Annotated in this window: 12 protein-coding genes; 6 read left to right on the plus strand and 6 right to left on the minus strand. The window is 65.5% G+C overall.

What is annotated here, in order from left to right; all coding sequences use genetic code 11:
• Positions 1–21 precede the first annotated feature (21 nt).
• Positions 22–1,761, minus strand: a complete 1,740-nt coding sequence (locus tag AC2T4A_RS19495) for a response regulator (RefSeq protein ID WP_486741553.1) — start codon at positions 1,759–1,761, stop codon at positions 22–24.
• A gap of 155 nt (positions 1,762–1,916) precedes the next feature.
• Here AC2T4A_RS19495 and AC2T4A_RS19500 point away from each other — a divergent pair, with 155 nt between their 5' ends.
• Both AC2T4A_RS19500 and AC2T4A_RS19505 read left to right on the plus strand, forming a co-directional pair.
• Positions 1,917–3,473: an EAL domain-containing protein gene (locus tag AC2T4A_RS19500; RefSeq protein WP_486741554.1), complete on the plus strand. Its 1,557-nt coding sequence runs from the start codon at positions 1,917–1,919 to the stop codon at positions 3,471–3,473.
• Between the two features lie 30 nt (positions 3,474–3,503).
• Complete coding sequence (locus AC2T4A_RS19505; RefSeq protein ID WP_486741556.1) at positions 3,504–3,908, plus strand: hypothetical protein; 405 nt, start codon at positions 3,504–3,506, stop codon at positions 3,906–3,908.
• Positions 3,909–3,930: 22 nt separating this feature from the next.
• Here AC2T4A_RS19505 and AC2T4A_RS19510 read toward each other — a convergent pair whose 3' ends face one another.
• Positions 3,931–4,677 (minus strand): AraC family transcriptional regulator, encoded by a 747-nt coding sequence (locus AC2T4A_RS19510; RefSeq protein WP_486741557.1) that lies wholly within the window; start codon positions 4,675–4,677, stop codon positions 3,931–3,933.
• A 177-nt stretch (positions 4,678–4,854) separates the two neighbouring features.
• Positions 4,855–5,808 (minus strand): AraC family transcriptional regulator, encoded by a 954-nt coding sequence (locus AC2T4A_RS19515; RefSeq protein ID WP_486741558.1) that lies wholly within the window; start codon positions 5,806–5,808, stop codon positions 4,855–4,857.
• A 91-nt stretch (positions 5,809–5,899) separates the two neighbouring features.
• Here AC2T4A_RS19515 and AC2T4A_RS19520 point away from each other — a divergent pair, with 91 nt between their 5' ends.
• Positions 5,900–6,733: an oxidoreductase gene (locus AC2T4A_RS19520; protein WP_416751384.1), complete on the plus strand. Its 834-nt coding sequence runs from the start codon at positions 5,900–5,902 to the stop codon at positions 6,731–6,733.
• An 8-nt stretch (positions 6,734–6,741) separates the two neighbouring features.
• Here the strand turns inward: AC2T4A_RS19520 and map are convergent, their stop codons facing one another.
• From map to AC2T4A_RS19535, 3 genes are all read right to left on the minus strand, one after another.
• Positions 6,742–7,512 (minus strand): type I methionyl aminopeptidase, encoded by a 771-nt coding sequence (gene map / locus AC2T4A_RS19525; RefSeq protein WP_478377584.1) that lies wholly within the window; start codon positions 7,510–7,512, stop codon positions 6,742–6,744.
• Positions 7,509–7,718, minus strand: coding sequence for a ParD-like family protein (locus tag AC2T4A_RS19530; RefSeq protein ID WP_486741559.1), 210 nt, complete (start codon positions 7,716–7,718; stop codon positions 7,509–7,511). The genes map and AC2T4A_RS19530 overlap by 4 nt, the downstream gene beginning before the upstream one ends.
• Positions 7,719–7,801: 83 nt before the next feature.
• On the minus strand, positions 7,802–8,707 hold the full coding sequence (locus AC2T4A_RS19535) for a LysR family transcriptional regulator (protein WP_486741560.1): 906 nt from the start codon (positions 8,705–8,707) through the stop codon (positions 7,802–7,804).
• Positions 8,708–8,842: 135 nt separating this feature from the next.
• Here AC2T4A_RS19535 and AC2T4A_RS19540 point away from each other — a divergent pair, with 135 nt between their 5' ends.
• The 3 genes from AC2T4A_RS19540 to AC2T4A_RS19550 are packed head-to-tail and all read left to right on the plus strand — an operon-like array spanning position 8,843 to position 12,248.
• Positions 8,843–9,670 carry an HTD2 family dehydratase gene (locus tag AC2T4A_RS19540; protein ID WP_486741561.1) on the plus strand — a complete coding sequence of 276 codons (828 nt, stop codon included), beginning with the start codon at positions 8,843–8,845 and terminating at the stop codon, positions 9,668–9,670.
• A gap of 48 nt (positions 9,671–9,718) precedes the next feature.
• Positions 9,719–10,879 carry an acyl-CoA dehydrogenase family protein gene (locus AC2T4A_RS19545; protein WP_486741562.1) on the plus strand — a complete coding sequence of 387 codons (1,161 nt, stop codon included), beginning with the start codon at positions 9,719–9,721 and terminating at the stop codon, positions 10,877–10,879.
• 19 nt (positions 10,880–10,898) lie between these two features.
• Positions 10,899–12,248, plus strand: a complete 1,350-nt coding sequence (locus tag AC2T4A_RS19550; RefSeq protein ID WP_486741563.1) for an MmgE/PrpD family protein — start codon at positions 10,899–10,901, stop codon at positions 12,246–12,248.
• The last annotated feature ends 56 nt before the right edge of the window (positions 12,249–12,304 follow it).

Raw genomic sequence — 12,304 nt, forward strand, 5'->3', positions numbered from 1 at the left:
GGCGCGCGGGTTCAGTCGAAACTACGGATGGTCACTCTCGCGGGCGAGCAGCAGGTGCACGGTGGCGCAGCAGCCTTGTCCAGGCAGATGGGAAATCTGCAGTTCGCCGCCGATGCTGTTGATCAGGTGCTGGGCGATGTTCTGGCTCAGGCTGTGGCGCGCCGGATTGCGGGTGGGGTAGTCGCGGGTCAGTTCGGAGAGGGAATAGGCACGCATTTCCGCCCGCCCCGCGCTCGGCAGGCCTTCCAGAATTATGCGTACGCCCAGCCCGTCCTGCGCCGGACTGGCGACGATGCGAACCTGCACACTGCCGTTGTCGGTCAGGTCGATCACATAAAGACCCAGGTGTCGCAAGGCCTCGCGCAGGGACTTGGCGTCGACCAGCACGCTTTGTCGCGAGCGCTTGTCGGTTTCCAGCTTCAGTGTCAGTTGCTTCCGGTCTGCCTGCCCGTGCAGCGCTTCGAGCACCTCGGCGACTAGCACGTCCAGTCGCGTGGGAAGCAGCGGGACTTCGTCCTGGGCAACGAGTGCGCGCTTGAGCGAGGCGCCGTGCACCCGCAGTTCATCGAGGATCGCCTGGGCCCGTTCGAGATTGGCGGAGGCGGGCTGCGCCAGGGTCTGCGCAAGCGCATCGATGCGTTCGTTGAGGTGGGTGGTGGCGCTGGTGAACAGGTCCGTCAGTTGCTGGTGCGCCAGCTCGCCGGCCTCGGCGCGGCTGCGCAGTTCGTTGAGCTGGTCATAGCGCTCAGTGATGTCGGTGCTGCAGCAGATCATCCCGAGCAGATTGCCATCGCCATCCCGGTAGGGCGTGCCCCAGTGGTGCAAAACGCGGCGCTCGCCATGCACGGTGAGCTCGATATCCTTGCTGAAGGATTGCTCCTCGGCGATGGCGCGCTGCAGGAAGCGCAGCATGTTGCGCGCGTCGTCCGGGGGGTACCAGTCGACCTCGGTGGTGCGGGTGCCCAGCACATCATCGAGGCAGGTCTGGTACAGCGCCAGATGCGCCGGGTTGGCATACATCAGGCGCGCCTGCGTATCGCGCACGTAGAAGGCCGCCGGCAGGCTCTCGACCATGGAGCGCCACATGGGCTCCTCGCCCTCGTCACGGGCTCCGTCACGGGCAAGGCTGGCGGGTGCGGCAAGGCGGTTGCGGCGGGCGAAGTCGATCAGGTCGAGCATGCTGGAGAGGTTGAGCTTGCTGCGCATGCGTGCCCGGTAGGTACTGACGGACTTCTCGCTGATGGTCAGTTCGCGGGCGATCTCCTGGTTGCTGTAGCCGCTGGCAAGCAGACTGAGGACGCTCAATTCGCGGTTGGACAGCGAGGCCACACGCTCGGCGTCGTTCTCCTGCAGGCTGGCGCGATGCACGCTGCCGAGCATCTCGGCGGGGAAGTAGCTGTGCCCGCGCAGGAGCACCGCCAGGGCTTCCTTGAGCCGGTCGATGTCCTGATGTTTGCTGACGAAACCCGAAGCGCCAACCTGCAGGAAGCGGCCGACGTAGTGCTCGGAATCCTGGGTGCTGTAGCCCAGGATCGGCAGCGTCAGGCCCCGCGCACGCAAGCGCGAGATCACGTCCAGGCCGGTAAGCTGCGACAGGTCGATATCGATGATCAGCAGGTCCGGCGTGACGCGGGTCGTCAGGCTCAGCGCTTCAAGGCCGTTGCAGGCTTCGCCGACCACCGTATGCCGCTCCGCCTGCATCAGCATGCGCACGGCATAGCGGGTCATCGGGTGTTCGTCCGCGATCAGTATTCGCGCCATCTCATCCCCCAGGTTTGCCCTTCACTCTAGGGCAGGACGAAGGCGTTCGTGTAATCATTTTCCTACAAGAGGTGACTGGTTTTCGCATCCTCACTGCGCTGCCGCCGGGAAACAATGCTCGCAAAGGCCCATCACTTCCCCTCAAGGCGGCCGTCATGGATCGCGCTCCTGTTATTTGCACCGGCGTCATTGCCAGCCTGCTGGGTGCCGCGCTGGTGCTCACCGGCACCGGCTACCTGGCCTGGACCCTGGTCATGCAGCACACCGCGGATCGCCTGGAAACACTGGCCAGGCTCGCCTCGCAGAGAGCGGACGACACCATCGCCCAGGCCGCCGCGGCACTGCGCGAGCTGAACCGCTCGGCGCTGCCGCCATGCTCCGTGGAAGGCATCGAGCAGATGCGTCTGGTGGCCATCGACACGCTGGCGGTCAAGGCGGTGGGGTATGTCGAGGAGGAGGTATTCGTCTGCAGCTCCTGGGGGCTGATCGACAAAGGCGCGCAGCGTTGGCCGGCAGAGTTCCATACCCGCGAAGGGCTTGGCGTTTCGATCAACGTGCCGCCCTTCGTGGCGCCGGCCAAGCCGATGCTGGCGCTGCAGGATGCCGCGTTCAACCTGCTGATCGACCCCGAACATTTCCTCGAAACCTCGCTGGCGCCCGGCGTCAGCCTGGCCCTGGGCACGCCGGCAGGGCACTGGCTGGGAGCCCCGGCTGCCGACTTCGCCCAGGTGCTAACGCGCATCCATGGCGAGCCGCACGCCGGCCTGCGCGACGGCTACGTCTACACGCGGGTCGCTCATGGCAACTGGCAGACGGTGGCCGCCGTCACCCGTCAGGAAATGCTCCGCGACCTCTGGCGCGAGTTACTCATGCTCACGCCACTAGGGCTGCTGCTCTCCGGCCTGTGGTGCTGGGTGGTCGCTCGGCGCGTACGGGCGTACCTGTCACCCTTGGCCGTGCTGACACGGGCGGTGGCGAATGGCGAATTCACCGCCTTCTACCAGCCCATCCTCGACCTGCGTGACGGCCGCTGCATCGGCGCCGAAGCCCTGGTGCGCTGGCGCCGGACGGATGGCTCGGTCCACATGCCTGACACCTTCCTGCCCTTGGCCGAATCCAGCGGGCTGATCGAATCCATTACCGGACAGGTAATCTCCACCGTCTGCCGGGAGCTCGGCCCCAGCCTCGTCTCGGGGCAGTTGCCGCATGTCTCGATCAACCTCTCGGCGTGTGATGTCGCCAGCGCTGCCTACCTGCCGCATCTCACAGAGCAGCGGCAGCGGGCAGGAATCGCCGCCGAATCCATCTGGCTGGAAGTGACCGAAAGCAGCCTGTTGAACATCGATGCCGCGCACCGGACGCTGGCGCGGAGCCGCGAGGCTGGCCATCCGATCGCCCTGGACGATTTCGGCACCGGCTACTCCAGCCTGCAATACCTGCGGCGCCTGCCGTTGGACCTGCTGAAGATCGACCGCTCCTTCGTCCAGTCACTGTCCGCTGGCGCGCCTTGCCCGGTGACCGACCACACTATCGCCATGGCGCGCCAGTTGGCGTTGCTGATGGTGGCCGAAGGCATCGAGACCGATGAACAACTGGAGTACCTGCGGCAGCGCGGCGTGCAGTACGGCCAGGGCTGGCTGTTCGGCAAGGCGATGCCGCTGGACGAGTTGCTCGCTTACCTCGCCGGCCGGAGCTGGCGGGCGGCGTCATGACTTCCAACTTCTGACAACAGGATGATCACCATGAAAACTTCCCTGCTGCTGTTCTGCCTGCTCAGTGCCACGCCGGCATTCGCGCTGGCGGCCGACACCGTCTCCACGGTCCCGGTGCATTTCGCCAAGGGTGCGAGCAGCACTACCGTCAAAGGCAACTTCAAGGGCTACGACTCGGTGCTCTACACGCTGTCGGCAAAGGCCGGGCAGCACATGAAAGTTGGCGTCAGCGGCAGCAGTAACGCCAACTTCAATCTCTTCGCGCCCGGCGACAAACCGGGTGAATCCACCGCCCTGGGCAGCGGCTCGGTCGGCCAGGACTGGAGCGGCGCGCTGCCGGCCTCGGGGACCTACAGCGTGCAGGTTTACCAGATGCGCGCCAGCGCCCGGCGCGGCGAAAGCGTGAACTACAGCATCCACTTCGGCATCGAGTGACGCCGGGCCTGCCCGGCAAGCCTCAGACTCGCTCTGCCCGATATTGGCTCGGCAACCGCCCGAGAACCCGCTTGAAGGTCTGCGAGAAGGCGCTCGGGCTCTGGTAGCCGTGCTCCAGCGCCACTTCCAGCACCGAGGCGCCGGCGAGCAGGCGTTGCAGGCTGAGGACCATGCGCACGCGGGTGCGCCAGTCACCGAAGTTCATCCCCAGTTCGCGCTGGAACAGGCGGGCGAGGGTGCGGCTGCTCATGTTCAGTTGCCGTGCCCAGTCCTCCATGCCGGTTTCATCGGCCGGTGCGCCGATCACCGCGTTGCACAACCGCAGCAGGCGCGGGTCCCGTGGCATGGCGAGGTGAATGCCGACGGTCTGTGCCGCGTCCATCTCCACCAGCAGCAGTTCGTGCAGGCAGCGGCGGCGGTGCGCGTTTCCATCCGCTGCCTGCATCTCACTGGCGGCAACCAGCAGCTCCCGCAGCAGTGGCGTTACCGTGATCAGCTGGCATTGTTGGCCGCCCCAGGGCCAGGTGGAGGCAGGCATGAACAGGGTGCGCATGCGCACGCTGCCGAACATGCGGATCTGGTGCTCGGTCCCCGGCGGTACCCACAGTGCGTGGCCAGCCGGTAGCACCCAGTTTCTCTGCGCCGCGCCCACCAGCATCACGCCGGAAATCGAGTGGATCAGCTGCGCCTGGTTGTGGCAGTGCGGCAGGATTTCCTCGCCGTCCTGGTGGTCGTAGGCGAGCGCTTCGAGAGACAGGGCGCACGTCATGCTGTGTCGCCTCTCGTTGGCGTGGAGTTGTCGAGTGGTTTCATGCGGAACTCCTGGGGAGTCAGCATTCTAGGTGAAAGTGACGGCATGAATATGGCGTCTTATTGCTCGTGCTTCACAAGGAGAGCAATAAAAAATCGTCTTTATGCGAATTTTTGGAACTCGAGTGCGCAATCCTCAGTGAGAGGACACATAATCCGAACCTTCGTGAGCCGGCGGAATCGCGAAGTTCTCCCGCATGCGCTGCGCTTCCGCCAGCGGCGTTCGCCCGAACAGGCGCTTGAACTCTCGGTTGAACTGCGAGGCACTGGCGTAGCCAACCGCCAGGCTCGCCGCCTGCGCTGTCATACCCTGGCGCACAATCAACAGCCGCGCCTGGTGCAGCCGTGTGCACTTGAGGTACTGCATAGGCGAGGTACGGGTGATGGCCTTGAAGTGGCTGTGGAAGGACGGAACGCTCATGCCCGCTTCGCTGGCCAGTTGCGGCAGGTCGATGGCCTGCGAGTAGCTCGTGTGGATGCGCTGCAAGGCCCTGGCGATATTGCCGAAGCGGCCGCGCATAGCCAGCGCCGCGCGCATGGCGTTGCCCTGGGCACCGGTGAGCACACGGAAATACAGTTCGCGCAGCAGGGCTGGCGCGAGGATCGCCGCTTCCAGCGGCCTGCCCAGTGCTTCGAGAAAACGCAGCACGGACTGCGTCAGCGCCGGGTCCATCGGGCTGGAGAACAGGCTGCGCGGCGCGTCTTCGGCGACGTGTTGGCCAATCTGATCGATCTGCAGCATCAGCTCAGCAGCGAGCTGGAAATCCAGGTGCAGGTAGATGGCCAGCAGCGGCTGCTCGGGCGTGGCGTCGGTTTCCATGGTGAACGGCACCGGCACCGCGACGGCCAGGTAGTGCTGCTCGTCATAGACGTAGACTTCATCGCCGAAGTAGCCGCGCTTGCAGCCCTGGCAGACGATCACGATGCCGGGGTCGTAGAGCACCGGAGTGCGTGCCAGCGGGCGATTCGAGCGGAGCAGCCGCACGCTCGGCAGCGCGGTGAGGTTGTAGCCTTCCTGCGGGGCCAGCTCGGAGAGCAGGGCAGCCATGCGTAATTGGACGGAGCAGGGCGCTTCGATGGACTCATTCATAGAATCAGGCAATAAAGACAGAGTTTGAGGTCTCTGAAGCAGGGTGGGCGTTACGTATTGTGCACTCAATCCCCCTGCAATGGAGTCACCCATGTCATCTCGCAAGACCCTGCTGATTACCGGAGCCAATAGTGGCTTCGGCCTGGCCCTGGCCCGCGAGGCGCTGGCCGCCGGACACCGGGTGGTGGGCACGGTGCGCAGCGAGCAGGCTCGCGCTGAGCTCGAGGCGCTGGCGCCTGGGCTGATCTCTGGCCGCCTGGTCGATGTGACGGACTTCGACGCCATCCCCGCCGTGGTCGCTGACGTAGAGGCCAGCGTCGGCCCCCTGGACGTGCTGGTGAACAGCGCCGGCTACGGTCACGAAGGCGTCCTCGAGGAGTCGCCGCTGGAGGCCATGCGCCGGCAGTTCGAGGTGAACGTGTTCGGCGCCGTGGCGATGATTCGAGCCGTACTGCCGTACATGCGCCAGCGCCGCCGTGGGCACATCCTCAACATCACCTCGATGGGCGGTTACATCACGATGCCGGGCATCGCCTATTACTGCGGCAGCAAGTTCGCCCTGGAGGGCATCAGCGACGCGCTGGGTAAGGAAGTCGAGGGCTTCGGCATCGCGGTGACCGCGGTGGCGCCGGGGTCCTTCCGCACCGATTGGGCGGGGCGCTCCATGGTGCGCAGTCCGCGTTCCATTGCTGACTACGACGCGCTGTTCGATCCGCTGCGCCAGGCGCGGCAGGAAAAGAGCGGCAAGCAACTGGGTGACCCGGCGAAAGCCGCGCAGGCCATGCTGGCGGCTATCGACGCCGCGGCGCCGCCACGGCACCTGCTACTGGGCAGCGACGCTCTGGGGTTGGTGCGGCAGAAGCTTTCGGCGTTGGAAGAGGAGATCAATCACTGGCAAGCGCTCACTCGTTCCACCGACGGCTGAGACTCGGGTCAGTATCCGGCGTTGCGCTCTTCGGGGCGCAGCGTGAGGACTTCGAAGCCTTTCGCGGTGACGGCCACGGTGTGCTCGAACTGCGCGGAAAGCTTGCCGTCGAGGGTCACGACGGTCCACTCGTCCGCGAGAGTCTTCACCCCGGAATGCCCTTGATTGAGCATGGGCTCGATGGTGAACACCATGCCTTCCTTGAGCAGCTGCCCGGTGCGCGGGCGGCCGAAGTGCAACACCTGCGGCGGCTCGTGCATCTCGCGGCCGATGCCGTGGCCGCAGTATTCCTCGACCACGGTATAGCCATGCTGACGGGCGTGCCGCTCGATGGCATGGCCGACGTCGCCCAGTCGCGCTCCGGGTTTCACCGCACGGATACCTTTCCACATCGCTTCGTAGGTGATTTCCGCCAGGTGCTTTGCTGCGGGACTGACCTTGCCGATCAGGTAGGTCTTGCTCGAATCGGCGATGAAACCGTTTTTCTCCAGGGTGATGTCGAAGTTGACGATGTCGCCGCCTTGCAGACGGTCCGCCTCGGACGGCACGCCATGGCAGACCACCTGGTTGCGCGAGGAGTTGAGTGCGTAGGCGAAGCCATACTGCCCCTTGCTGGCCGGCCGAGCCTGGAGTTCGTCGACGATGTAGCGCTCGACCTGGTCGTTCACTTCCAGAGTGGTCATGCCTTCCAGCGGCAGCCTGTCGACGAAGCCGAAAACCTCTGCCAGCAAGCGTCCAGACTCCCTCATCAGCGCCAGTTCCGCCGGGGTCTTGATCACTTGGCACCTCCGGCGGCGGGGTATTTCACCCCGGCTTCCTGAAGTTCGCGGGTGACGATGTCGTTGAAGCTCAGGGTCGGTTCCAGTTCGCAGAGCATGCCGATCTTGATCCAGAACGCCGCCTGGGCGTTGATCGAACGGCACGCGACGGAGCTTGCGCGGCGCAGTTGGTCGTGCAGGTCGTCATCCAGGTTAATGATGCCCATAAGTCCGTCATCCATATAAATCATAACAATACATATATGCATCATATGGATTTAGGCGTGGCAATGCAAAGCCGCGCGCCAGCTTATCGGGGCGAACCGGCGTCCTGCATATCGCGCAACAGGTCCACCAGCGCACGGGCGCAGGCGGGCAGGGCTTCGCGGTCGCGCAACAACACGCTGCGCTCGCGCACCACCCAGGGCTCGTCCAGCGGCAATATGTGCAGGTTCATGGTGCGGCTGTGGCGCACGGCGGCGGTTTCCGGGATGACGCCGATGCCGACGCCGGCCTCGATCATTCGGCAGATGGCCTCGAAGCTGGCGACCTGGATGCGCAGGTTCAGCTCGCCTCCCATGCGGTCCACCCGTTCGCGCAGGAAGCTCTGCAAGGTGCTGCCTTCGTGGAGGCCGATATGCGGGTAGTCCAGCGTGTCGGCCAGGGTCAGCCGGGGCAGGGCGCACAAGGGATGATCCGGAGCGACCGCGAGGACCAGCCGGTCGGTGCTGAAGTGGACGATCTGCAGACCTTCGGCGCGCACCGGGCCGGCAACGATGCCCAGATCCGCCGAGCCGTCGAGGATGGCCCGCACGATGTCGCGGTTCAGCCGCTCCTGCAAGTCGACGCTGACACCGGGGCGCTCGGCGAGGAAATCGGCCAGCAACTCCGGCAGGAATTCGGTGCACGCCGTGGTGTTGGCGAAGATGCGGATGTGCCCGACCTGATCGCCAGCCTGGCCGCTGAAGTCGCTTTTCAGGTGATCCACCTGCCGCAGTATCAGCCGTGCGTGTTGCAGCAGGCGCTCCCCGGCGGGAGTCAGCTCGACGCCACGGTTGTCGCGGTACAACAGGCGGCACTCGAGCTGGCCCTCCAGCGCCTTGATCCGCGCGCTGGCGGCAGCGGCGGAAAGGTGGGCGCGGCGGGCGCCCTGGGTGAGGCTGGGGGCTTCAGCGATGTGAGTGAAAAGACGCAGGTCGGCGAGATCGAAATGCATGTAACGGGTTCCCGCTAGGCTTGGGGGTGAGAGTGGCGTTCGATTTAGCTTAACGCTGGATTATGAAAATGTGGATTCGCCGAACGCAAGCCCTGTTGCATGCTCGGCGTCATCCACTCTGCCAAGAGGTCACCCATGAGCGATTCGCCGTACGCCGACTGGATCGGCCGTTCCCAGGAACGCGAGGAAGAACTGAGTGCCGTGCTGGTCCGCCGTCTGGCCGTGACCCTCGCGGAAGATGTGCCAGCAAAAGGCGACGCGCTGCCGCCGCTGTGGCACTGGATGTTCTTTCAGGACGAAGTAGTCGAGTCGGGCCTGGGCGCTGACGGCCATCCGGCGCGCGGCGGTTTCCTTCCTCCGGCCGATGGGCGCAACCGCATGTGGGCCGGCGGCCGCCTGGAGTTCCGCGAGCCACTGCGAGTCGGTGGCGTCGCGACTCGAATCACCACCATTCTCAATGTCGAGGAAAAGCACGGCCGCACCGGCTCGCTGCTGTTCGTCACCCTGCGTCACGAGTTCAAGCAGGATGGCCGCCTGGCCTTCAGTGAAGAGCAGGACATCGTCTATCGCGAGCCCACGCCGCCCAAACTGGCCAGCGGCGATGCGCTGCCTGCCGGCGACTGGAGCGAAGCCGTGGTGCCGTCGCCGATCCTGCTGTTCCGCTATTCAGCGTTGACCTTCAACGGCCACCGCATCCATTACGACTGGCCCTACGTCACCGAGGCCGAGGGCTACCCCGGCCTGGTGGTGCACGGCCCGCTGATCGGCACCCTGAACCTGCGCGCTTTCTGCCGCGCCAACCCCAAAGCGCGCCTGCGCCGTTATGCCTACCGCGGCCTGCGCCCGCTGATCAGCCCCGAACCATTCGAAGTCGGTGGGCGCGTGAGCGGCCCCGGCAAGGCAGAGGTCTGGGCTGGCAATGGCGCCGGCATCGCCCAGCGCGGCGAAGTGGAATTCGACTGATCGCACCCCTGGCGGTGCTTCCAACAAGAAAACATGAAAGGTGATTCGATGACCTCTACCCCCGAAGAACTCCAGGCCATCCGTGACGGCGTGCGCGCATTGTGCGCGGAATTCCCCGCCGAATACTGGCGCAGGATCGACGAAGAAAAAGGCTTCCCCGAGGACTTCGTCCGCGCCATGACCGAAGCCGGCTGGCTATCGGCGATGATCCCGGAAGAATACGGCGGCTCGGGCCTGGGCCTGGCCGAGGCGTCGGTGATTCTGGAGGAGGTGAACCGCTGCGGTGGCAACTCCGGCACCATCCACGGGCAGATGTACAACATGTTCACCCTGCTGCGGAACGGCAGCGCGGAGCAGAAAGCCTACTACCTGCCCAAACTCGCCAGCGGCGAACTGCGCCTGCAGTCCATGGGCGTCACCGAGCCCACCACCGGCACCGACACCACCAAGATCAAGACCACCGCCGTGCGTAAAGGCGCCAAGTACGTGATCAATGGCCAGAAGGTGTGGATCTCGCGCATCCAGCATTCCGACCTGATGATCCTGCTGGCCCGCACCACGCCGCTGGCCGAGGTGAAGAAGAAGTCCGAGGGCATGTCGATCTTCCTCGTCGACCTGCGTGAAGCCATCGGCAACGGCCTGACCGTGCAGCCTATCGCCAACATGGTCAACCACGAGACCAACGAGCTGTTCTTCGACAACCTGGAGCTGCCGGCCAGCAGCCTGATCGGCGAAGAAGGCAAGGGCTTCAAGTACATCCTCGACGGTCTCAACGCCGAGCGCACGCTGATCGCCGCCGAGTGCATCGGCGATGGCCGCTGGTTCACCGAGAAGTCCGCGCAGTACGCCCGCGACCGCGTGGTGTTCGGCCGTCCCATCGGGCAGAACCAGGGCGTGCAGTTCCCCATCGCCGAGGCGCATATCGAGATCGAGGCCGCCGACTTGATGCGCTGGCGTGCCTGCGAGGAATACGACAGCGGCAAGAACGCCGGCGCCGCTGCCAACATGGCCAAGTACCTGGCCGCCAAGGCCAGTTGGGAGGCGGCCAACGCCTGCCTGCAGACCCACGGCGGCTTCGGCTTTGCCAACGAATACGACGTTGAGCGCAAGTTCCGCGAGACGCGTCTGTACCAGGTGGCGCCGATCTCCACCAACCTGATCCTGTCCTACGTGGCCGAGCACCTGCTCGAACTGCCGCGCTCTTTCTAATCGACCGGGACGACAAGCAATGAATAATACCCACGCCCTTGCCGAGTTCCTTGCAGGCCTGCGCTACGAAGACCTGCCCACGTCCGTGGTCGAGTACACCGAGGAGCTTTTCCTCGACTGGCTCGGTTCCGCCCTGGCCAGCCAGAACCGCCATCCCATTCCGCTGTTCCAGCGCTACGCCCAGCGCATGGGCCCGGCAACCGGCAAGAGCCGCGTGCTGGTGGATGGCACCTCGACTTCCGCTTACTTCGCCGCCCTGGTCAATGGCGCCAGCTCGCACCTGGTGGAGCAGGACGACCTGCACAACAGCTCCGTGCTGCACCCGGCCACGGTGGTCTTCCCGGCGGCGCTGGCGGCCGCGCAGGAACTGGGCAAGTCCGGACGCGAGCTGATTCTCGCCAGCGTCGCCGGCTACGAAGCGGGCATCCGCATCGGCGAGTTCCTCGGTCGCTCGCACTACCGCATCTTCCATACCACCGCCACGGTCGGCACCCTGGCCGCCGCGGTGGCCGTGGGCAAGCTGCTGGGACTGGACAGCCGGCAGTTCGTCAACTGCCTGGGCAGCGCTGGCACCCAGGCCGCCGGGCTCTGGGAATTCCTCCGCGATGCCGCCGACTCCAAGCAGCTGCATACCGCCAAGGCCGCCGCTGATGGTCTGCTCGCCGCCTACCTGACGGCCGATGGCCTGACCGGCGCGCAGAACATCCTCGAAGGCGAGCAGGGCATGGCCGCCGGCATGTCCAGCGACGCCGACCCAAGCAGGCTGGTGGATGGTCTGGGTACCCGCTGGGCGCTCTGCGAGACCTCCTACAAGTTCCACGCCTCCTGCCGCCATACCCATCCCGCCGCCGATGCGCTGCTGGGCCTGATGCAGCGCGAAGGGCTCAAGCACGGCGACATCGCCAGGGTCACCACTCGCGTGCACCAGGGCGCCATCGATGTGCTGGGCCGCGTGGTGGTGCCGCAGACGGTGCATCAGGCGAAGTTCTCCATGGGCACCGTGCTGGGCCTGATCGCCGTGCACGGCAAGGCCGGGCTGGTGGAGTTCGAGGAGTTCTCCCTGAGCGACGCCGAGGTTTCCGCTTTCCGCGAGAAGGTCAGCATGCAGCTCGACGCGGAGGTGGACGGTGCCTACCCGCGGCGCTGGCTCGGCCGCGTCGACGTGCTGACCACCGACGGCCGCCAGCTGCACGGCGCCATCGACGAGCCCAAGGGCGATCCGGGCAACGGTCTGAGCCGAGCGGAGCTGGAGGACAAGTTCCGTCGCCTGCTGGCCTTCGCCGGCCAGCGCAGCGAGGCTGAAGCGGACCGCCTGGTGCAGGCCAGCTGGCGTCTGCATGAGCTGCCGGAGCTGGGCGTCTTCCACTGACGGCGACCTCACCCGAGAGAGATTCGCGGGCGACATGGTCGCCCGATCCCACCGCC

The organism is Pseudomonas sp. PVC-3-1 (assembly GCF_057444315.1).